General features: G+C 62.8%; 15 protein-coding genes and 4 tRNA genes. 1 reads left to right on the forward strand and 18 read right to left on the reverse strand.

The window, feature by feature from the left end; translation table 11 throughout:
• Nucleotides 1-235 precede the first annotated feature (235 nt).
• Nucleotides 236-1,324, forward strand: a complete 1,089-nt coding sequence (locus tag ACTNBY_RS01740; protein WP_441063139.1) for a M24 family metallopeptidase — start codon at nt 236-238, stop codon at nt 1,322-1,324.
• A 239-nt stretch (nt 1,325-1,563) separates the two neighbouring features.
• On the opposite strand, the gene ACTNBY_RS01745 is transcribed toward ACTNBY_RS01740, so the two are convergent.
• The 18 genes from ACTNBY_RS01745 to brnQ form a co-directional block, all read right to left on the reverse strand.
• Nucleotides 1,564-2,907 carry a bifunctional folylpolyglutamate synthase/dihydrofolate synthase gene (locus tag ACTNBY_RS01745; protein ID WP_441063140.1) on the reverse strand — a complete coding sequence of 448 codons (1,344 nt, stop codon included), beginning with the start codon at nt 2,905-2,907 and terminating at the stop codon, nt 1,564-1,566.
• 277 nt (nt 2,908-3,184) lie between these two features.
• Nucleotides 3,185-5,881 (reverse strand): valine--tRNA ligase, encoded by a 2,697-nt coding sequence (locus ACTNBY_RS01750; protein WP_441053877.1) that lies wholly within the window; start codon nt 5,879-5,881, stop codon nt 3,185-3,187.
• Nucleotides 5,882-6,189: 308 nt separating this feature from the next.
• On the reverse strand, nt 6,190-7,605 hold the full coding sequence (clpX, locus tag ACTNBY_RS01755) for an ATP-dependent Clp protease ATP-binding subunit ClpX (RefSeq protein WP_441063141.1): 1,416 nt from the start codon (nt 7,603-7,605) through the stop codon (nt 6,190-6,192).
• Between the two features lies 1 nt (nt 7,606).
• Nucleotides 7,607-8,227: an ATP-dependent Clp protease proteolytic subunit gene (locus ACTNBY_RS01760; RefSeq protein WP_022095182.1), complete on the reverse strand. Its 621-nt coding sequence runs from the start codon at nt 8,225-8,227 to the stop codon at nt 7,607-7,609.
• 163 nt (nt 8,228-8,390) lie between these two features.
• Nucleotides 8,391-9,692, reverse strand: coding sequence for a trigger factor (gene tig / locus ACTNBY_RS01765; protein ID WP_441063146.1), 1,302 nt, complete (start codon nt 9,690-9,692; stop codon nt 8,391-8,393).
• An 88-nt stretch (nt 9,693-9,780) separates the two neighbouring features.
• Nucleotides 9,781-9,864, reverse strand: a tRNA-Leu gene (locus ACTNBY_RS01770).
• A gap of 270 nt (nt 9,865-10,134) precedes the next feature.
• Nucleotides 10,135-12,966 (reverse strand): molybdopterin-dependent oxidoreductase, encoded by a 2,832-nt coding sequence (locus tag ACTNBY_RS01775; RefSeq protein ID WP_441056156.1) that lies wholly within the window; start codon nt 12,964-12,966, stop codon nt 10,135-10,137.
• Nucleotides 12,966-13,868: an FAD binding domain-containing protein gene (locus tag ACTNBY_RS01780; protein WP_441056158.1), complete on the reverse strand. Its 903-nt coding sequence runs from the start codon at nt 13,866-13,868 to the stop codon at nt 12,966-12,968. Before ACTNBY_RS01780 ends, ACTNBY_RS01775 begins: the two co-directional genes overlap by 1 nt.
• Nucleotides 13,869-14,001: 133 nt before the next feature.
• Nucleotides 14,002-15,357, reverse strand: coding sequence for an NADP-specific glutamate dehydrogenase (gene gdhA / locus ACTNBY_RS01785; RefSeq protein WP_154515369.1), 1,356 nt, complete (start codon nt 15,355-15,357; stop codon nt 14,002-14,004).
• 349 nt (nt 15,358-15,706) lie between these two features.
• Nucleotides 15,707-15,803 (reverse strand) — tRNA-Sec (locus tag ACTNBY_RS01790).
• A gap of 36 nt (nt 15,804-15,839) precedes the next feature.
• Nucleotides 15,840-17,756, reverse strand: a complete 1,917-nt coding sequence (selB, locus tag ACTNBY_RS01795; RefSeq protein WP_441063148.1) for a selenocysteine-specific translation elongation factor — start codon at nt 17,754-17,756, stop codon at nt 15,840-15,842.
• Nucleotides 17,753-19,210, reverse strand: coding sequence for an L-seryl-tRNA(Sec) selenium transferase (gene selA, locus ACTNBY_RS01800; RefSeq protein WP_441063149.1), 1,458 nt, complete (start codon nt 19,208-19,210; stop codon nt 17,753-17,755). Before selA ends, selB begins: the two co-directional genes overlap by 4 nt.
• A gap of 140 nt (nt 19,211-19,350) precedes the next feature.
• Nucleotides 19,351-20,190, reverse strand: a complete 840-nt coding sequence (locus ACTNBY_RS01805) for a formate/nitrite transporter family protein (RefSeq protein WP_441063150.1) — start codon at nt 20,188-20,190, stop codon at nt 19,351-19,353.
• A gap of 39 nt (nt 20,191-20,229) precedes the next feature.
• Nucleotides 20,230-20,439, reverse strand: coding sequence for a hypothetical protein (locus ACTNBY_RS01810; protein WP_427727526.1), 210 nt, complete (start codon nt 20,437-20,439; stop codon nt 20,230-20,232).
• 11 nt (nt 20,440-20,450) lie between these two features.
• Nucleotides 20,451-20,600, reverse strand: coding sequence for a hypothetical protein (locus ACTNBY_RS01815; RefSeq protein WP_427747744.1), 150 nt, complete (start codon nt 20,598-20,600; stop codon nt 20,451-20,453).
• A gap of 422 nt (nt 20,601-21,022) precedes the next feature.
• Nucleotides 21,023-21,096, reverse strand: a tRNA-Gly gene (locus ACTNBY_RS01820).
• Between the two features lie 6 nt (nt 21,097-21,102).
• Nucleotides 21,103-21,179, reverse strand: a tRNA-Pro gene (locus ACTNBY_RS01825).
• 91 nt (nt 21,180-21,270) lie between these two features.
• Nucleotides 21,271-22,629 carry a branched-chain amino acid transport system II carrier protein gene (gene brnQ / locus ACTNBY_RS01830; RefSeq protein WP_427795780.1) on the reverse strand — a complete coding sequence of 453 codons (1,359 nt, stop codon included), beginning with the start codon at nt 22,627-22,629 and terminating at the stop codon, nt 21,271-21,273.
• Between the last annotated feature and the right edge of the window lie 10 nt (nt 22,630-22,639).

Raw genomic sequence — 22,639 nt, forward strand, 5'->3', positions numbered from 1 at the left:
TTTTGATAAGCCTTCTACCTGCGGTTTTAATTTCGCTATTTTTCCCATGGTCAAGTAATACAGGTCCAGCCCCGTAATCCGCCATAGTTTTGAAACCAGCCCATTTGGGACGGGACCATATTGACTACTTTTACCTATCAGCTCGCATATTTGACGCAGCTAAAATAGCCCCGTCCCAAATTGACTGCCCTGGCATTGGGGATACCATGGTGGCAACCTAACGAAAGGACGATGTATGGCACATGTCGATGACCAGCGCGTGGCACGCGTGCTCGATGCGCTCGAGGCTCAGCACCCCGGCGCGCAGCTGCTCGTAAACGACCCGTGGTCGATTTATTACCTGACCGACTTTTATGCCGATATGTTCGAGCGTTTTTGCGGCGTACTACTCGCACGCGGTAGCGAGCCCGTGATCTTGGTCAACGCGCTGCATCAGCTGCCCGAGTATGACAATGCCCGCGTCGCGTACCACACCGATACCGACGTCGTGGCCGACGCCATCGCTCGCGAGGTTGATCCGACCAAACCGCTCGGCATCGACACCGTCATGCGCTCCGGCTTCTTGATGCCCCTCATGGAGCGCCATGCCGCGAGCGAATTCTTCCTAGGCGATTTTGCCGTGACCGCCGCGCGAACCTACAAAGACGCCGGCGAGCAGGAGCTTATGCGCGTGTCCTCGGCCGCTAACGACGCCGTGATGGCCGACGCGATCGAGCTCGTCCACGAAGACGTGACAGAGCGCGAGATCGCCGACCAGATGCTTGGCCTGTATCGCAAGCACGATTGCGAGGGCTTTAGCTTTCCGCCCATCGTGAGCTTTGGCGCCAACGCCGGCGACCCGCACCACGAGCCAGACGATACGGTACTCAAGCGTGGCGACGTGGTGCTGTTCGACATTGGCGGGCGTCGCCGCAACTATTGCTCGGACATGACGCGCACGTTCTTTTGGGGCGAGCCGGACGAGGAGACGGCACGCATCTACGACATCGTGCGCCGCGCCAACGAGGCCGCTGAGGCGCTCATCGCACCGGGCGTGCGTATGTGCGATCTGGACCGTGCCGCGCGCGACGTGATTGAGGACGCGGGTTATGGCAAGTACTTTACGCACCGTCTGGGACACTCGATCGGCCTGCAAGACCACGAGCCGGGCGACGTCTCGCTCGTCAATGAGCAGGTCGTGGAGCCGGGCATGACGTTTTCCATCGAGCCGGGCATCTACCTCCCCGGCCGCACCGGCGTCCGCATCGAGGACCTTGCCCTGGTCACCGAGAGCGGCGTCGAGATCCTCAACGCCTACCCCCACGATCCGGTCCGCCTAGACTAGGCAATGCGGCAAAGGGACAGCCCCTTTGCCGCATCACATGAATGCCGCCACGAAATGGGCCTATCTACTACGTTTAACCCGCATGGGGCGACCATGCGGGTATTTTTTGAAAATTTACAAGCCTTCTACCTGCGGTTTTGATTTTGCGATTCTCGGCATGGTTGAGGGTAGCCGGTCAAACGTAGTAGATAGGCCCATTTCGTGGCGAGCAGGCAAACTAGCTACCCTGCGGAAGGGATCTAGCGGAGCAGACCGGCAACTTCGCCGGCCAGGGTGATGGTGCCTGCTGCTATGAAGGGCTCGCCTGCGGCCTCAAAGGCTGCGAGGGCCTCGGACACGCTGGGGTACACGCCTGCGAGCTTATCGGAGTCCACCAGGGCAGCAAGCTCCTCCGCCGGCAGGGCGCGATCGGAATCGGTCTGTGTGACGACCACGCGCGGGAAGGCCGGGATCAGCACGTCGACGATACCCGCCACGTCCTTGTCTGCCAGCGCGGCGCACAGCAACGTGGGGCGATTCTCTACGCACGGATCGATCTCGTCCAAGGCGCTCACAAAGTTCTCGCAGCTCTGGGGGTTATGGCAGGCGTCGATCAGCTTGAGCGGGTCGGTTCCCAACACATCAAAACGGCCCGGCGTGGGGCAGCCCATAAGCGAAGCATCAAGCGCCTCGTGGTCGAGCTCGCGACCCAGATACCCCTCGCAGAGCATAATCGCGCACGCGGCATTCTGCGGCTGATACGCCGGCTTAACCATGCTCGACACATAAATCGCACGCGGCGTGGTACAGCTAAACTCAACCGTATCGCCCACATGCGCCGGCACCTTGGTCGTGGTGTGGCTCACCACCAGCGGCACCACACCACACTCGCGACAACGGGCATCCATAACGCGCTGAACGCTCGGCTCATGCGTGCCCTCGCCCAGCACAACCAGGCGTCCGGGCTTAATGACGGCGGCCTTCTCCCCCGCAATGGCCTCGAGCGTATCGCCCAGAATGCGCGTGTGATCGAGTCCGATGCCCGTGATGGCAACGGCGACAGGATCGGTCGCGCTCGTGGCGTCCCAGCGACCGCCCATGCCGACCTCGAGCACGGCGACATCCACGCGAGCCTCGGCAAACACCACAAGCGCGGCGGCCGTCAGCAGGTCAAACGGCGTGATGGTATAGGCACGCTCCCCCGCCACCACGCGGCGCGCATTCACTCGATGCCCCGCCTCAGCAGCAGCAGAAACGCCACGGGCAAACGCCTCATCGCTCACGACGTGCCCATCGACCTCCATGCGCTCGGGATAGCGAACAAGCTGCGGCGACGTATAAAGCGCAGCCTTGAGCCCCTCGCCGCGAAGGATAGCAGCCGAAAAACGCGTGGTCGAAGTCTTGCCATTGGTACCGGCAACCTGAACGCAATCAAAGTACTCGTCCGGCCGCCCCAGCTCATCGAGCATATCGACAACCGTCTCGAGCAGAGGACCAGCATCCCCAGAAATCCGCCCCGTATCGGCAGCAAGCCCCACAGCCTCACCAAACGAAAGCAAATCAAACGAGAAAGGAACGACATACGACCCAGAACGCTTAGCCATAACCCAAAGTCCCCTCAACATAAAAAGAGGCCCGAATCAACAACGAGCCCCTCCCATTCGAAATATCAGCCAAACACCGCTTTGCAGCAGAATCAAGGCCACAGCCAAGTGGCCTAACCCACCAGTTGCAAACAACCACGTAAACGACCTGGGAGCGGTTTGGGGCTTTGCTCGATACAAGTTCCGCACGAGCCGAAGGCCACTTAATGTGGCCTTCGTGCGAGCAGGACTGTCCGCAGTAGCGAGCAATGCCCCAAACCGCGTCCCCCAGTAACGCTTACGAGAAGTCAGCAACCTGAGCAGTCAGCGCCTCCAGGATCTCCTTGAGCTCAGCTGCACGGTCCCTCTTCTTCTGGACCACCGCGGGCGCGGCCTTGGCCACAAAGCCCTCGTTGGCGAGCGTCTTCTCGCAGCCGGCGAGCTCCTTCTGGGCCGCGGCAATCTCCTTCTCCAGACGTGCCTTCTCGGCCGAAAGGTCAACCTTGCCCTCGAGCACCACAAAGACCTCGACGCCGCTGTCGACCACGGCGATGCTCGCGGCCGGCTTCTCAACATCGGTACCCATGACCAGCGAGGCGGTATTGGCCAGCGGCTCGATGGTCGAGCGCAGGCTCTCGAGCTTCTCGATGTCCTCGGCACCGGCACGCACGACCACGTCGAGCTCGGCCTTGGGGCTCAAGCGATAACGCGAACGCGTGGCACGGGCGGCAGAAACGACGGTGCGACACAGCTCAAACGCGCGCTCGGCGTCCTCGTCGACATACTTGACATAGTCGGCAGGCTCGGGCCACTTGGCGATCATGAGCGCCTCGGCGCGGTCCACGTTGCCCTCGGCGTCCAGGTCGAGCACGCTCGCCGGCATGTTGTCCCAGATCTCCTCGGTGACAAACGGCATGAGCGGGTGCATCAGGCGAATAGAGGTATCGAGCACAAAGATCAGGTTTCGCTGCGCCTGCAGACGGCCCTCGCCCTTCAGGCGCGCCTTGGTGACTTCGACGTACCAGTCGCAGACCTCGTTCCAGAAGAACTGCTGAACGCCGCGGGCCATGTCGCCAAAGGTGTAGTTCTCGATGCCCTCGGTAACCATCTTGACGGCCTTGGCCAGACGGCTGAACATCCAGGCGTCGGCCGGCGTCTCTACGACGGGCTCGCCGGGCGTGTAGCCCTCCATGTTCATAAGCAGGAAGCGGCTGGCGTTCCAAATCTTGGTCACAAACGACTTGGCCTGCTCGGTACGCGGGCTGTCGATAAGCTTCTTGGTCTTCTTATCGATGTTCGCGTCAAATTTGACGTCCTGGTTGTTGGTGCAGAGCGTCAGCAGGTTGTAACGCATGGCGTCGGCGCCGTACATGCCAATGAGGTCCATGGGGTCAACGCCGTTGCCCTTGGACTTGGACATGCGGCTGCCGTCCTTGGCAAGAATCGTCGGGTAGATGACGACGTCCTTAAACGGCACCTCGTCCAGGAAGTACAGCGAGCTCATGACCATGCGGGCGACCCACAGCGCGATGATGTCGCGCGCGGTGACGAGTGCCGTCGTGGGGTGATGTCCCTCGAGCAGCTCCGGCTTTTGGGGCCAGCCCTGCGTGGCGAAAGTCCACAGCTGCGAGCTGAACCAGGTATCCAGCACGTTCTCGTCCTGATGCACGTGATGACCGCCGCACTTAGGGCACACGTCGGTGTCCTCGGTAAGGGCATCCTCCCAGCCGCAGTCCTCGCAGTAGAACACGGGAATACGGTGGCCCCACCACAGCTGGCGGCTGATGCACCAGTCCTTGAGGTTCTCCATCCAGGTGGTATAGGTCTGCGTCCAACGCGCGGGGTGGAAGGTCACCTTGCCGGAGTTGACGGCATCGAGCGCCGGCCCCTTGAGCTTGTCGACGGCCACAAACCACTGCTCGGACAGCCACGGCTCCAGTGCGGAGTCGCAACGGTAGCAGTGCATGACGGAGTGATCGTGATCCTCGACGTGATCGAGCAGGTCGTGCTCCTCAAACCACTTGATGACGGCCTCGCGGCACTCCTCGCGGGTCATGCCGGTAAACTCGCCGTAGCCCTCGACGACCACCGCATGCTCGTCAAAGATGTTGATCTGCGGCAGGTCGTGGGCCTGACCCATGGCGTAGTCGTTGGGGTCGTGGGCCGGGGTGACCTTGACAAAGCCGGAGCCAAAGTTGGCGTCGACATGCCAATCCTCAAAGATGGGGATCTCACGGTCGACGATGGGGAGCTTGACGGTCTTACCCACAAAGGCGGCCTTCTCGGGGTCCTTCGGGGAGACAGCCACGCCCGTGTCGCCGAGCATGGTCTCGGGGCGCGTAGTGGCGACGACGATGTAGTCCTGGCCGTTGACCGGCTCGGTCAGCGGGTAGCGCAGGTGCCACAGGTGACCCTTCTCGTCCTTGTACTCGGCCTCGTCGTCCGAGATGGCGGTGGTGCAGTTGGGGCACCAGTTGACGATGCGCTTGCCGCGGTAGATCAGGCCGTCGTGGTACCAGTCGCAGAACACCTTGCGCACGGCCTGGGCGTAGTCCTCGTCCATGGTAAAGCGCTCGTTATCAAAGTCGACGGAGCAGCCCATACGCTTGATCTGCTCGACGATGATGCCGCCGTACTCGTGGGTCCAATCCCAGCAGGCGTCGACAAACTTATCGCGGCCGATCTCCAGGCGGCTGATGCCCTCGCTCTTGAGCTTCTTGTCGACCTTGGTCTGCGTGGCGATACCGGCGTGGTCGGTACCGAGCACCCAGCGGGTGGACCTGCCGCGCATGCGGGCCATGCGGATGATGGCATCCTGGATGGAGTCGTCGGTGGCGTGACCCATGTGGAGCTTGCCGGTCACGTTGGGAGGCGGAATGGTGACAGTGCAGTCGCCCACGCCCTCACGGCGCTTGTAGTAGCCGCCGTCGAGCCACTTTTGCAGGATCGCCGGCTCGTTGGTCGACGGATCGTAGTTTTTGGGCATTTCTTCCATATATCTCTCCCGTCCCACCGGGGAGGAATGGAGGCCCACCAGGGTCTGTATTCCTCCCCTTAGGTATCGATTACTTCAGTCTGATACGACTTCGCTGAGGCTTAAACAAACACACAGAATAACACAGGTAGTTGGGGTTATTGCGTATATATAAAATAGCCTCCGACCGCGGGTGGTCGGAGGCTATTCAAATTCACATTTGCGAAACCTACCATTTAGGGACAGGTTTATTTTGGTCGGTTTTATATGGGAAAACGTCATTCTCCCTGATAAAACCTGCCAAAATAAACCTGTCCCTTTTTGGCAGGTTAGCCGTAGATGCGCTGGGGCTGTTCGGTGCCCTTTACGGAGGCTTCGGTCACGATGACCTTGGCGACTCCTTCCTCGCTCGGCAGGTCGAACATCGTCTGCTGCAGCACGTCCTCGCAGATGGAGCGCAGGCCGCGGGCGCCGGTCTTGCGGGCAAGCGCCATGCGGGCAATCTCGTGCAGGGCGGCGTCCTCAAACTCAAGTTCAACGTCCTCGAGCTGGAACATCTTGCGGTACTGACGCACAACGGCGTTCTTTGGCTCGGTCAGGATCGACACCAGGTCGTCCTCGTCGAGCGCCTGTGTCTGGGTGACGACGGGCGTACGTCCCACAAACTCGGGAATCATACCAAAGGCGTTGAGGTCCTGCGGGAGCACCTGACGCAGCAGGTCGTTCTCGTCGACCGAGATGGGGCCGGCGATCTCGGAGTTAAAGCCCACGCCCTTGTTGCCCACGCGATCGGCGATAATCTTGTCCAGACCCACAAAGGCACCGCCGCAGATAAACAAGATATTGGTCGTGTCGATCTGCAGCAGCTCCTGCTGGGGGTGCTTGCGGCCGCCGGTGGGCGGAACGCTTGCCACCGTGCCCTCAAGGATCTTAAGCAGCGCCTGCTGAACGCCCTCGCCCGAAACGTCGCGGGTGATGGAGAGGTTCTCGGCCTTGCGGGCGATCTTGTCGATCTCGTCCACGTAGATGATGCCGACCTGCGCACGCTCGATATCGCCATCGGCAGCATTGATGAGCTTGAGCAGGATGTTCTCCACGTCCTCGCCCACGTAACCGGCCTCGGTGAGTGCGGTGGCGTCGGCGATGGCAAACGGCACCTCGAGGATGCGCGCGAGCGTCTGGGCGAGCAAGGTCTTACCGGTACCGGTGGGACCGAGCAGCAAGATGTTGGACTTGGCGAGCTCCACCTCGTCCATATCGTCGTCGAGCCGCGAACCCGCACCCGAGGCCTCGTCAAAGGCCGAAAGCGCGGCGCCGCCCTCGATCACGCGACGGTAGTGGTTGTACACGGCAACCGACATGGCGCGCTTGGCGTCTTCCTGACCCATGACATAGGCCGAAAGCTCGTCATAGATCTCGTGCGGGGTCGGCACGTGCGTGATGACCTGACGTACGTCGTCCTCGAGCTCAAAGCCCTCGGGCTCGGGATCCATGGCAGGCTGCCCGGCAGCCTGACCGTGGTCGTTGAGGAAGCCCGGCAGCTTGCCGTTGCAGGCGGCATCCATAAAGTCCGAAGCCAGCGACTCCTCCAAGATCTCGGAGCAGGCGGCAACGCACTCGTCGCAGATAAAGATGTTGGTAGGGCCCTTTACAAGGCGGCGCACCTGACCCTGCTCTTTTCCGCAGAAGGAGCAGCGGATGGGGTTGCCGTTCTCGTCAAAGTTGTCCTGCATGTTACCGGCCATTCTAGGCGTCCTTCGCGGCAAGATCGCGCGAGGTAACGATACGGTCGATCAGGCCGTAGTCAAGGGCCTCGGCAGCGGTCAGGTAGTTGTCGCGCTCGGTATCGGCCTGGACCTTCTCGATCGGCTGGCCCGAGGCGTCGGACAGGATCTGGTTGAGCTCGCGACGGGTCTTCTTGATCTCCTCGGCCACGATCTCGATCTCGGTCTGCTGACCCTGGGCACCGCCACTGGGCTGGTGAATCATGACCTTGGAGTGCGGCAGGCAGAAGCGCTTGCCCTTGGCGCCGGCCGAAAGCAGCACGGCGGCCATAGACGCAGCCATACCGACGCAAATGGTGGAGACCTGCGGCTTGATAAAGTTCATGGTGTCCAGAATCGCCAGGCCGGAGTAGACCTCGCCACCGGGCGAATTGATGTAGAGCGAGATATCCTTCTCGGCATCCTGGCTCTCAAGATGCAGCAGCTGGGCAACGACCAGGTTGGCGCTGACGGAGTTGATCTCCTCGCCCAAGAAGATGATGCGGTCGTTGAGCAGGCGCGAATAGATATCGTAGCTGCGCTCGCCGCGCGGCGTCTGCTCGATAACGTATGGCACGAGGGCGGAATCGAACTTAGCGATCATACGCATCTCCATTTCTCTCTTGCGGACCAAATTGGTTCTAGATAAACGTACGGTGCCCGCATGCTATGCATTGGCTGGCACCGTACGAAGCAACCGAATGACCGGTTTATAACTTTACCCCATCACGGGCGCCTGCATGCGCTCGCGGGAAAGGTGGCGAGAATTACTCGGCGTCCTTGGCGGTCTCGTCGACCTCGGTCACCTTGGCGTTCTCGACCAGGTGGTCGACGGCCTTGGAGCGACGGATGGACTCGCGGACGGCAGGCATGCGTCCATCGGCGATGAACTCGGCCTTGGAAGCCTCGACGTCCTTGACGCCGGCCTTCTCGAACTCGGCGTTGACGTCGTCCTCGGTGACCTCGATCTTGAGCTCACGGGCGAGGGCGTCGAGCGCCAGGGACTCGCGGGCAACGTCGTTGGCCTGCTTGTGCAGGTCGCCGATGAACTGCTCCATGGTCAGGCCGGAAGCGGGCAGCCAGGTGTCCAGCGTCATGCCGCGGGCAGCGAGGTTGGACAGGAAGTTCTGGCCAAGCTCCTCAAAGACAGACTGCTCGTAGTCGGCGTCCATCTCCTCGAGCTGCAGACGCTCGGCGAGAGCGGCGACGCAACGGTTCTCCTTCTCGGCCGGAAGGCGGGAAGCCTTGTCCTGCTCGATCTCGAGCTTGATGGCGTCGCGCATAGCGTCGATGCTGTCGAAGCCAAAGTCGGACTTGACGAGCTCGTCGGTGAGCTCGGGGGTGTTGCGGACCTTGATGCCCTTGACGGTGACCTCGACGGTGTGGGTCTCGGCCTCCTCGCCCTCCTCGACCTCGTCGGTCCAGGTGACGGTCTTGACGTCGTCGACGTTAGCACCGATCAGAGCCTCGTTGAACTCCTTGGGGTTGCTGTCGCTACCGGCGATGAGCATGCGGCCCTCGGCAGCGAAGTTGTCGGCGTTCTCGACGGCCTTGAGGTCGACGGTAACGTAGTCCTCGGCCTCGACGCCGCGACCCTCGACGTCCTCGAAGGTGGCACGGTAGTTGAGGAGCATCTCGACCTGGTTGTTGATCTCGGACTCGGTGACCTCCGCGGGAGGCATCTCGATCTCGACAGCGTCGTAGGAGGAGAGCTCGGCGGCAGGACGCAGAGAGAACTCGACGGTGTAGGTGTAGTCCTCGTGATCCTTGGCGAGGTCGAGCTCCTTGTAGTCACCGTTCTTGGTGGGGACGATGTCCAGCTCGTTGAGGACGGCGGGCTCGTTGGCGGCGATCAGATCGTTGGTGGCCTGAGCGAGGGTGGCCTCGGCGCCAAGAGCAGCGTCGATGACCGGACGGGGAGCCTTGCCGGCACGGAAGCCCGGGAAGCGGTACTTCTTGGCGGTGTCCTTGTAGGCCTTCTTGATCGCGGCGTCGACGTCGGCGGCCGGGATGGTGACCGTAGCGGTGAGCTTGGCGTCCTTGACGTCAGAAGCGGTGATGTTCAACACGTTCCTCCTCATACTGCCCAGCTTATCTGAGGTGCTGGTACCTTTATGCAACAAAGTGTCGCGACGGCCGAGGCCGACGCAGGTGCGTTGGTGCGGGCGAAAGGACTCGAACCTTCACGGGAATCCCACCAGAACCTAAATCTGGCGCGTCTACCAATTCCGCCACGCCCGCATGAGCGCACAGACTAGGAATGATAGCAGATACGAACGGCAAGCGCACGCACACCTTTTTAGGCCCACGACCTCACCACGAGTTACAGCGGAACAGGGCAGCTAATTTGGGACGGGGCTTTTTTAGCTACCCCGCTTGTGGGGGTAGCTAAAAAAGCCCCGTCCCAAATTAGCTACCCCCATCGGCTATCTCCCGCAGCCCACAATTCGGTTGAAAAGTGGGCTGCAGTTTCCTCGGGCTTGCCAAAGAGCGGCGGCTGCCGCGCCTCGCCTACTCCCCCAGCAGGGCCTTCTCGGGCGTGATCGGCAGCGAGCGAACCTGGTGGCCGGTGGCGTGCGCCACGGCCGAGGCAACGGCGGCGAGCGGTGTGTTGATGACGACCTCGCCGATCGACTTGGCGCCAAACGGGCCCGTCGGCTCGTAGCTCGGCTCAAAGGCCACGCGAATGCTGCCGATATCCAGGCGCGTGGGCAGCTTGTAGCTCATAAAGTTACCGGTGCGCAGGCGGCCGCGGTCGTCGTGCTCGACAATCTCGTAGAGCGCGTGACCGATGCCCTGGGCAATGCCGCCCTCGGCCTGGACGCGCGCGAGCGCCTCGTTGATCACGGTGCCGCAGTCCACAGCCGCCGCATAGTCCACCACAGTCACCTTGCCGGTGGCCTTGTCGACCTCGACCTCGGCAATGCCGGCCATAAACGGCGGAGGCGAAACTGGCAGGCAGGCAGAAGCATGCGAGGTGAGCGCGTCGCCGCCCGCGATGTTCTTGACGCACAGGTTGGCAAAGTCACGCAGCGTGAGGTAGCGGCCGCACTCGCGAGCGGCGCGCTCGTCAGACAGACGCACGTACTGGCCGTCGAAGACCACGTCGGCGGCGTCCACGTCCCACATCTGGGCGGCCTTGGCGCAGATCTTCTCGCGCAGCTCGGTCGCGGCATTCTTGGCTGCCAGGCCCGTCACGTACGTGCCCGAGCTCGCGTACGAGCCGGCATCGAACGGCGAGACGTCGGTATCCACGCCGCGCACCACGATAAGCGAGCTCTCCACGCCCAGCTCCTCGGCGGCAATCTGCGCCAGGATCGTGTCGACACCCATGCCGTTATCGGTGGCGCCGGTGCCGATGGTAATGAAGCCGTCCTCCTCCAGGCGCATGTCGATGCCGCCGATATCCACGTTGGAGATGCCCGAGCCCTGCATGGTGAGCGCGCAGCCCAGAGCACGCACGCGGTCGCCCAGGTCCACGGCCAGCGGCTTGTCGCGCCAGCCGATCATGTCCATCGCACGCAGCAGGCAGCGGTCGAGCGCGCAGGCGTTGAGCTTCTCGTTGTAGTACTGCGGCATAATCTCGCCCTCGCGCACGATGTTCTTAAGACGCAGGTCGGCGGGATCCATGTGCAGCATGTCGGCGAGCTCGTTGACGGCGCTCTCCACGGCAAACTGGCCCTGGGTGGCGCCGTAGCCGCGATACGCACCGCCGCGGTTGGTGTTGGTGTAGACGGCGTCCCACCTAAAGCGGCTCGCCTTCACGTGGTTGTAGATGGGCAGGCTCTTGTGGCCCGAGAGGCCGATCGTCGTGGTGGCATGTTCGCCATACGCGCCGGCGTTGGACAACGTGTGCAGGTCGATGGCCGTGATGGTGCCGTCGTTCATGGCGCCCAGCTTGACGGTCATCTGCATCTGGTGACGCGAGTTGCCCGCAGTGATGGTCTCCTCGCGGGTGTAGCAGCAATAGCTCGGACGGCCAGTCTGCTGCGTCACGAACGCCACGAAGATCTCGCAGCAGCCCGTCTGCTTGGAGCCAAAGCCGCCGCCGATGCGCGGCTTAATAACCTGCACCTGCGACTGCGGAATGTCGAGCGACTGCGCGACCATGCGGCGCACATGAAAGGGCACCTGCGTGGAGGTGGTCACCGAGATGCGGCCGAACGCGTCGGTCGTCGCGAAGGCACGGAAGGTCTCCATGGGCGCGGTCTGCGTGGCCTGGCTGGTGTAAGTGCGCTCAAAGACGATGTCGCTCTGGGCGAAGGCCTCGTCCAGGTCGCCAAAATCGCTGGTACCGCTACACACCAGGTTGCGAGCAACGTCGCCGCCCTGCGGGAACATAAAGGTCACGTCGCCCTCGGGGTGGACCACGATGTCGTTATCGAGCGCCTGGGTAAAGTCGAGCAGGGGCTCGAGCACCTCGTAGTCGACCTTGATGAGCTTGAGCGCCTTGTCGGCGGCCTCCTCGGTCTCGGCGGCGACGATCGCCACCTCCTCGTTTTGGTAGCGCACCAGGTTCTCGAGGATCAGGCGGTCGTAGGGGCTCGGCTGCGGATAGCTCTGGCCGGCGATAGTAAAGCGGCGCTTGGGCACGTCCTCGTAGGTGTAGACGCCCACGACGCCGGGCACCTTCAGGGCGCGCGACGTATCGATGGAGCGGATCTTGGCACGGGCATACGGGCTGCGCTTGAGCTTGACGATAAGGGCGCCGGCGGGCACCAGGTCTCCTGTGTAGACGGGACGCCCCTCGAGCAGGGCCTTCGAGTCCTTCTTGGGCTGCTTATGGGTGATCTGCTTGTACGAGACGCCATCGCAGCTGGTGTCGTTGACCGGAAGCTCGGGCATCTCAAAGCCCACCTGCACGCCGGACTCGTTAAGGAAGCGGACGATGGCGCGCAGCTGGCTCTCGTAGCCGCTGCAGCGGCAGAGGTTGCCGGCGAGCTGGCGCGAGAGCTCTTCGCGCGTGGCGACGAGGCTCGGGTCCTCCTTGGCGGCGCGGGCAAGCGCCAGCACGTTCATGATGAGGCCGGGGGCGCAAAAACCGCACTGCTCGGCACCTTCGGCAGCCATTGCGTGGGCGAGCGCCTCGGACTCGGCCTTGAGGCCCTCGAGCGTGGTGACGGAGCGGCCCTCGACGCGCGCAGCGGGAACCGAGCAGCTCAGCACCGGGTCGCCGTCGAGCCACACCGTGCACAGGCCGCAGTTAGTAGTCTCGCAGGCGCAGCGCACCGACGCGCAGCCCTGCTCGCGCAGCAGCGCAAAGAGCATGGTGTCGGGGGCAATCTGAACCTTGACCTTGCGGCCGTTGAGCGTAAAGGAAAGATCGATGAGTTTGGCAGCCATTAGCGCACCTCGCTAGAATCGACGCCGGGCACGCGGCGGCAGGAATACTCGTCCGTGGCAAACTTAGGCACTTGCACGCCCTCGAGCTCGCGGGCAAGCGAGGCCGAAAGCTCGATGCCGGCGGCGCGGCACACGGCCTGCACGGCAAGCGGCGCCGAGATGCAACGGCGATAGTCGGCCGAGCCCCACAGGTTGGTGCCGTAGCTCAGTGCGCGTACGGACGCGGCCAGGGCGCGCAGCTCGTCCTCGGAAGGCTGCTCGCTCACCAGGCCGCACGCCTCGCCCTGCAGCAGGGTCGCGCGCAGCGGGCGGGCGCCCACGGTGACATGCCAGCTGTTGTCCCACCAGGCAGCGGTGACGTTTAAGGAGGGGAAGTCGGTCGCGGCCTTGCGCACGGCCTCGTAGCTTGCGCGGTAATCGTGCTTAACGACCACCACGTGCTCGATCACGTCGCGCACGTAGCCCATATCCACGAACTCGGCGAGCGGCACGCGGCCGGCACCCGTCAGCTCAACGTACGAATCGAGCGCCAAAAAGGCCGAGAGCACGTCCGAGAAACCAAAGCGACCGTAGATGCTGCCGCCCACCGTGGCGGTGTTGCGCAGCTGCACGCCCACGATATCGTGGACGGCGAACTCAAAGACATGGTTGACGAGCGCGTTGAGCTCGGCATGGCGCTCGAGCTGGCGCAGGGTGCACATGGCACCGATGCGAAACTCGGTCTCGGTCTCCTCGATCTGATCGAGTCCGCAGGCCGAAAGGTCAATCGCCGTCGCCACGCGACGCGAACCCAGGCGCATCCAGATGCCGCCGCCCACAATCTTGTTGTTGCGGTTCTTCTGTAAGAGCTCATAGGCTTCGGCCGCGTTTCCAACGCGAACGTAGGTACCGAACTTGAGCACGTTCTCCCCCATCTCTTCACTTGTCCAGTACCTCTAAGTGTACCAAACGAGGGCGCACAGCCCTCGCCACCATAGAAAAAGGCTCCCAGCCGGATGGCTGGGAGCCTCATCACATGCTATGTCAAGCGAAGATTTAGCAGACGCCCTGGGCGAGCATGGCGTCGGCGACCTTCAGGAAGCCGGCGATGTTAGCGCCCATGACAAAGTTGCCCTCCTGGCCGTACTCCTTGGCGGTGTCGTCCACGTTGTGGAACATGCCGCGCATGAGCTGCTCGAGCTTGCCGTCGACCTCCTCGAAGGTCCAGGACAGGTGCTCGGCGTTCTGGCTCATCTCCAGGCCGGACACGAGCACGCCGCCGGCGTTGGCAGCCTTACCGGGCATAAAGGCGACGCCGTTCTCCTGGAAGTAAGTCGTGGCCTCGATGGTCGTGGGCATGTTCGCGCCCTCGCCGACCACCTTGCAGCCGTTGGCGACGAGCGCCTGGGCGTCCTCGAGCAGCAGCGTGTTCTCGCGAGCGCAGGGCAGCGCGATGTCGCAGGGCAGCTGCCACACGCCGCGGCCGTCGCCCTCGTGCCACACGGCGTTGGGCTTCTCGTCAACATACATGGCGAGCGTGACGCCCTTGTCGTGGCCGGAGCGCTTCTTGTTGTAGACGTGCTCGAGCACGGTGTAGTCGATGCCGTCGGGATCCTCGACCCAGCCGTGGGTATCGGAGCAGGCGAGCACCTTGCCGCCGAGCTGGGCGACCTTCTGGACCGCGTAGATAGCGACGTTACCGGAGCCGTGAACGACAACGTTCTTGCCCTCGAAGGAGTCGCCGCGGCTCTTGAGGTACTCGTCCACAAAGTAGACCAGACCGTAACCGGTGGCCTCGGTACGGGCGAGCGAGCCGCCAAAGGAGAGGCCCTTGCCGGTAAGGACGCCGGTCCACTCGTTGGTCAGGCGCTTGTACTGACCGAACATGTAGGCAACCTCGCGGCCGCCAACGCCCAGGTCGCCGGCGGGAACGTCGGTGTTGGGGCCAATGTGGCGATAGAGCTCGGTCATGAAGGACTGGCAGAAGTGCATGATCTCGTTGTTGGACTTGCCCTTGGGGTCAAAGTCGGAGCCGCCCTTGCCGCCGCCCATGGGAAGGGTGGTCAGGCTGTTCTTGAGGATCTGCTCCAGACCCAGGAACTTGAGCATACCCAGGGTGACCGTCGGGTTAAAGCGCAGGCCGCCCTTGTAGGGTCCAATGGCAGAGTTGAACTCGACGCGGTAACCGCGGTTGACCTGAACCTTGCCCTGATCGTCGACCCAGGGAACACGGAACATGACGATGCGCTCGGGCTCGACGAGGCGCTCCAGCAGGGCGGCCTCCTCGTACTCGGGGTGGGCGTCGAGCGCCGGCTGGATGGTGCCGAGGATCTCGGTCGCGGCCTGGATGAACTCAGGCTGCTCGGGATAGCGGGCCTTGAGCTCTTCGAGAACTTTCTGCGTGTAGCTCATGCTTCCTCCAATGATGGGAAACGAAAATGTCGGTCACGGCACCCTATGCGCCGCGAACTTTATCGTGTATGGATAATATCGCACTGTTGCAGCAAAGTTTCGCATAAGCCGACGAGCAGATGTTTCGTTTTGATTACGATGCAGGTAGAAGCGTTTTTGAGCACCCGACGTAGAAATCGCGTGTTTCGAAGCTGTTTCGTCCACATGTTCCAAACCACCACATTGGGGACACATGATGCGCCCGGGCACACCGGCGGCAAGACAGACGACACGGCCGACCCGCACAAAAACAAAACAGCGCCTTTGCGGCACGCAGCAAGACCGCGAGCACAAAAGCGCTGGTAGCGTGTGGCGGGAACGTATGTGAATCGAACACATCCAAGACGTTTTGCACGCCTCGCAACGGTTTTGAGGACCGCGGAGCCCACCGGAGCCCATCCGTTCCCAAGTGCGGCGGTATTTTACCAAACCGAGCAGCCAGTCTAGCGCAGGGACCTCAGGCCACCGGCTTCCTTGTCGAGCACCGTAAAGCGCACGGCATCCAGGTGCTCCAAGATGCTGATGGCACGTTTGCGCGACACGCCCAGCGCCTCGCGCAGCACGCTCGTGGTGGCAGCGCCGCCGGTTGCCTCAATGGCAGCGGCGACAAGCTCGCGCGCATGGGCTTCCGAGATGGCAGACAGGGCAACGTCGCGCTCGACCTTAACGATCGAGCGGTTGAGCGAAAGCTCGCGCAGGGCGCGCGTCATGGTGTCGCGGTCGAGCTGCAGTCGCTCACCCACCTCGGGCAGCGTCGGCGCATCGAGGCCGGCCCCGTCGAGCAGCGCCACAATGCGCTCACACGCCTCGCGCACCACACGCGCCGCGGCAGCAGCGGAGTGCGGGTCGAACACCTCGGTGCCCTCGGCGGCGCACACGCCACGCGAGCAGCCCTCGGCAATCAGAGCCGCGGCAACGCCTTCATCGGCGGCAGGCCACGCAGCATGGGCAACGGCGCCGGGCGTAAAACCCGTCTCCTTGGGAGCCGCCGCGTGCATGGCAGACAGGGTCGCCGCCAGCACGTCCATGGCGGCATCGAGCACGACGCCATTCGCATACAACGTGCCGCCCGAGCCGGCAAGCTCGCAAACAACACCTCGCGCCACCAACTCGCCCAGCGCTGCCTCAGCCTCACCGGCAACAAGATCGAGCGCCTCGGCAACATCAGCCGCCGCAACCGGCAGCGCTTGCAGCGCCAGCCACGCGTCTACGCCAGCAACGGCATCGCCGGCTTCAAGCGCCGCAAACAGCGCACGCCCGCCGCCGATGAGCATAACGGGCGAATACGACAGCACCACGGCATGGTCTCCGGCGCGCAGCGGCAATGGCTCCTCCAGGCGCACCTGCACGGTACGGGTCTCGCCCACCGCCATGGGGGCCTCGCCTTCCAAAAGCATAACGCGGCCGATGACCTCGGCCGTGCCGGCCATCACGTGCACGCGCGCGCCCGACTCGAGCACGCGCGGCTTGGCGCCCTCGCGGCCCAGGTAGGTAAACGTCATCATAAAGCGCAACGTCTGACCAAAGCGACCCGCCACGCCCAGCATCTCACCACGGTCAAGCGCCGCGACACCGTCACCGACCAGGTTGAGCGCCACGCGTTGTCCAGGCAGCGCGCGCGGCGTATCGCCATGCACCTGAATCCCGCGCACACGACAGACCGTACGCGACGGCAGAGCCATCAGCTCGTCGCCCACCGCAACCGGCGCATCGTGCAGCGTTCCCGTAACGACGGTGCCGACACCCTTGATCGTAAAGCAGCGGTCAATCGGCAGGCGAGACGAGGCATCGCTCCGATCGGAACGGTTGCGGCAAGCATCCCAGCAGGCACTTACCTGCTCGTCGACCACCGCAAGCAGCCCGTCGATCCCCTCGCCCGTCTTGGACGACACGGGCACAATCGGCGCGCCCGCAAACACGGTACCCGACAAAAAGTCATCGACATCGAGCTCGGCAAGCTCGGTCATCTCGGCATCGGCCAGGTCGCACATCGTCAGCGCGACCACCATATGCGTAACGCCCAGCAGCTCCAGCACATGCACGTGCTCGCGGGTCTGCGGCATCACGCCCTCGACGGCCGAAACCACCAGCACGGCCACGTCGATACCCGTGGCGCCCTGCACCATGGCGCGCAGGTAGTGGGCATGGCCAGGCACGTCGACCAGGCCGACAATCTTGCCACTCGGCAGCGCCAGCTCGCCAAAGCCAAGCTCAACGGTCATACCTCGACGACGCTCAACCTCCAGACGGTCGGGATTCTTGCCGGTCAGTGCCTCGATCAATGCCGACTTACCGTGGTCGACGTGGCCCGCCGTGCCAACGATAACGGGACACTCCACCAGCGCCTGGACCTCACTCATCGAGCAAGCGCCTTCTCAACGCATGCGGCAAGCATCGACGCCGCCGTCTCGATATCGCGGTCGCCCACGAGCGTACGGACGTCAAACAAAATGCGATCATGCGAGGTTCGCGTGACGACCGGCGTGTCGAAGTCCTGGACAAGCGAGCGCTTGAGCGCATCGACCGTCAGGCGCGCGTCAACAAGACGCACGGCAACGCACATCGTGGGCAGCTCCATGGTAGGCAGCGAGCCGCCACCGGGGGTCGACGATTCCTCGACGATCTCCACCTGAACGGCGCACGGGCAACCGGCCTTATCGAGCCCGGCGACCATACGATCGCGCAGCTTGCGGGCACGTCGCTCCAAATGGGCCTGCGGCAGCGTAAGCATGTTGAGCACCGGAATATCGCGATGGGCAACATCGGCGCCGTCCATGTAGATACGCAGCGTGGCCTCGAGCGCCGTAAGCGCCAACTTGCCCGGACGCAGAGCGCGCATGAGTGGATGTGCGCCGCAGGCCTGGACCAGATCGCGACGGCCCATGATGATGCCCGCCTGCGCCGCGCCCAGCAGCTTATCGCCCGAGCACGACACGATATCGAGCCCCGCCGCGACCGAAGCCGGCGTGGGTTCCTCGCCACCGCGCACCAGGATGTCATCGGGCAGGAGCGCGCCCGACCCCTGGTCCTCATAGAACAGCAGGCCATGCTTGTGAGCAAGCACCGCAAGCTCCCGAGAGCTCACCTCCTCGTGAAAGCCCTCGATGCGATAGTTGGAAGGATGGACCTTGAGAATCATGGCCGTATCGGGCGTGATGGCTTGCTCATAATCTGCTAGGTGCGTGCGGTTGGTGGCGCCGACCTCGACGAGCTTGGCGCCCGAAGACGCCATGACATCGGGGATGCGAAAGCTGCCGCCGATCTCGACAAGCTCGCCGCGGCTAACGATGACCTCCTTGCCTGCGGCATGGGTAGCCAGCACCAGCAGCACCGCGGCGGCGTTGTTGTTGACCACAAGCGCGTCCTCGGCACCGGTGAGCGAGCGGATCAGCTGCGCGGCGTGTTCCTTGCGCGACCCGCGCGAGCAGGTGTCCACGCTGTACTCGAGCGTACTGTACCCGCGCGCAACCTCGGCCACGGCCTTTGCCGCCGACTCCGCGAGCGGGGCGCGGCCCAAGTTGGTATGGATGACCACGCCCGTGGCGTTGACGGCAGGGCGCAGGCTCGGCAGCGCGGAGCGGTGCGCACGCCACTCGATCGCCGAGGCCAGGTCGCGCTTAGAGCGCGGGGCGGCACCGGCGCGAATGGCGGCGCGTTCCTCGTCGAGCTCGGCCGTGACGGCGGCATGCACCACTGCGTCGCAGGTCTCCCCCGCCGCCTTCACTACCGGCCATTCGGCGAGCAGCTCGTTGACGGAGGGAATGGCTCGCAGGCGGGCGCGAACCTCATCGGACATGTTCTGGCTATCGCTCATGTGCGGCCTTTCAAAACCAAAGGTGAATCAATCGTTCGAACGTCAAACTATCAGCCGATTCGATCGGCTGAGTCAATCAATCGCTATTATCCTCGCACGGCGACGCCCCGCGGGAGGTCCAACGTCAAACAGACGGTACCCTACGCCTCAGACTTCTTGGCGTAGATAAACCAGTAGCCGAGCGCGACCAGAACCGCACCGCCCACGATGTTGCCCAACGTGGCGGCGGACAGGTTAAACGCAATGCCCGCGGCGTTGAGTGCATCGGCGCCGGCGACGTCGACACCATAGCCGCACGCGTGCATCACGGCACCCATGGGCAAAAAGTACATATTGGCAACGCAGTGCTCAAAACCGCAGGCCACAAAGGCGGCGATGGGCAGCAGAATGCCCACGACCTTATCGACCACGGTCTTGCCGGCGGTACCGATCCACACGGCCAGGCACACAAAGATGTTACACAGGATGCCGCGGAAGAAGATCGTCAGCCAGTCGATCGTCACCTTGCCGGCGGCGACACTCACCATGGAATTGGCGACCGCCTCGCCGTTGAGCTTGTAAATGCCGGCCATGTACACCAAAAAGACGATGAACAGGGCACCGGCAAAGTTGCCAAGCCACACGACGACCCAAGCCTTGAGCATCTGGACCAGGGTGATCTTTTTGCTCTTGAGCGCGCAGACCATAAGCGAATTACCGGTGAACAACTCGGCGCCACACACCAGCACCAGCACCAGGCCCAGGCAAAAGCACAGGCCGCCCACGACGCGCTGGGCACCCCAGCCCAGCGTGCTGTCGCTCAAAAACACCGTAAAGAACAGACCGCCGAAGGCGATAAACGCACCGGCGAACATTGCCAACAGAAAGGCCTTATCGACCGGCAGGTTAGCCTTGGTCACGCCGGCGGCCTCGGTCTTGACCTCGATCGCGGCGGGCGCCAGGCAATCGGGAGCAGGGTACTCCACCTTGGAATCTGCCATGTCAATCACTTCTTTCCTAATCACCAGGGACAAGCGCTGCTACAGCTCCTGTCCCAAGCGGACAAAGTGGGAAAAGTCGTTGGCGGCCACGGCGTCGTACACGGCGTCAACGGCGTCAAAGACTTCCGGGGACATGGGGTTGTAGAACTCCGTGTCGCCCGGCTGAATCCCTATGAAGAAGATATCATCGCACGATTGCTCGATTTCTTCGATCAGAATCGACAAAGGGAGCGAATGCGTGGTGAACATCGACTTACGGGCTACGTCGCGTTTGTCGAGCAGGCGGATGGTGCCACCTGCTGGGCATGCAGGCCAAAGTCGTCGTCAAACACCGAGATGCCGGCCTTGGCCGACCCGCGAAAACCGCGCTCGTCGAGCAGCGCATCGCAGGCCTCGAGTAGCGACGGCACGTGCCAACCATAATCTGCCAGATAATAGCCGGCGTTTCCTGGCCGAGCAATCTCAACCTGAAGCTCAGGTGCAAGTTGCGGTGAAATACGGACTACATGGGCCATAAAAGCCGGAAAACAGTCCGTATTTCACCGCAACTTAGGAGGGGATGTGGGGTTCCCAGCATGTATATGGAAATGGCTCTGCTTCCAAAAGGAAGCAGAGCCATTCATCCATCTTGTGGAGCGGGCGACGGGAAGTCCAAGGGTTTGCTTCGCAAACCCTTGTTTCGCTGCGGGCCATTGGCCCTTGCGTGCTGCGCTGGAAAATGCTCACGCATTTTCTCAGCTTCGCACCCTGCCGAGTTCGATTCCCGTCGCCCGGCACGCTTATGAAAACGGCTCTGGCACCAAATAGAGCCAAAGCCGTTAAAACTATCCTATGGAGCGGGCGACGGGAATCGAACCCGCGTCATCAGCTTGGAAGGCTGGGGTTCTACCATTGAACTACGCCCGCAAGATATGGTCGGGACGACAGGATTTGAACCTGCGACATCCTGCTCCCAAAGCAGGCGCGCTACCAAACTGCGCCACGTCCCGAAGGTGTTGAGCAGCTAAGGTCTAAACCTTGCGTGTCCCAAAGCGAAGGAAATTATAGGGGAGACTTCCCGCTTGTGCAAGCGACGATACCCTAGCTCCTCGAATGTGTGACAAACTGGCTATGGAGCAGGCCAATCACAAACGCCACAACGGCGGCCGGCGCCCACGCGGCTCCAATATCCGCCAGCGGCAGCGCATCGAACGGCAGCCACGCGCCCGCAAAGAACGCGTCGCGGACCGAAGTGATTACGCTCTGCACCGCGACGACGCCGCCGACCCAGACCCACACCTGCGGATGAGCGTCGCAAAAGCCGTGCACCAGGCCCATAAGCACCAGCACGATGGCAACGGGATACAAGGCGTTGAGCATGGGCACCGAGAACATGAGGATCGCGTCGAGACCCACGTTGGAGAGCACGCAAGAAAACGCCGCGAACACAAAGGCGAGAACCGCAAAGGGACGGCGCATGGCCTCCTCGGAAGCCTCCGCTCCCCCTTCGACCACATACGTCTCGCAGAAGTAGCGCGAGCAGCAGCTGATGAGGCCGATGCACACGTTCATGCAGGCGAGGAAAAAGATCGCAAAGACCACGATCGTGCCGGCAAGACCAAAGTGTATGGAGGCAGAGCGGGCAAGGATGGCGGCGCCGTTGGTAGCGTCGGGTATAACCGTGCCGAGCTGCATGCCGGCAAGCGCCAGGCCGCAGTAGATGATGGCCATGAGCACGCCGGCGATCACACCGGAACGCGAAATCTCGAAGGCCACGCGCTTATCGTCGGTCACGCCCAGCTCGTGGATGGTCTCGGCGATGATAATGCCAAAGGCGAGCGACGCAAGCAGGTCCATGGTTTGATAGCCGGTCAAAAAGCCCTGCACGGCAGCGCCTGCATCGTAGGGAGCCTGCGGCGCGCCAGCGGGACCCAACGGCGAGACCACGGCGGCACCCACGACCAGCACGATGAGCGCAATGAGTGCGGGTCCCGTAATGCGACCGAGCACGCGCGTGATAACGCCCGGACGCAGCGTGAGCGCAAACGCGACGACAAAGAAGCCAACGGCAAAAACCAAACGTGCCGTGCCGAGCGAGACGCCCTCCGGCAGCAGCGGCACCAGCATCTCGAAGGCCGTGGAGCTCGTGCGCGGAATAGCCAGGCACGGGCCGATGGCTAGATACACCGCCGCAACGAAGAATTCGCCAAACTTAGGATGCACACGCCCGGCCAGCTCGCGCGCCGTTCCGGCAAGCGCCACGGCGATAAAGCCCATGACGGGCAGGCCGATGGCGGCAATCAGAAAGCCGAGCATGGCGAGCGGCGTGGCAGAGCCAGCCTGCAGCGCCAACAGCGGCGGAATAATGAGGTTGCCGGCGCCAAAGAGCATCGAGAACAGGGCGATGCCGACGGTAACGACATGGTCGGAGCGCAGGCCGCGCGGGGCGGATGAGGCCATGGGACCACCT

Source organism: Collinsella sp. HCP28S3_E12 (assembly GCF_052065595.1).
Lineage (GTDB): Bacteria > Actinomycetota > Coriobacteriia > Coriobacteriales > Coriobacteriaceae > Collinsella.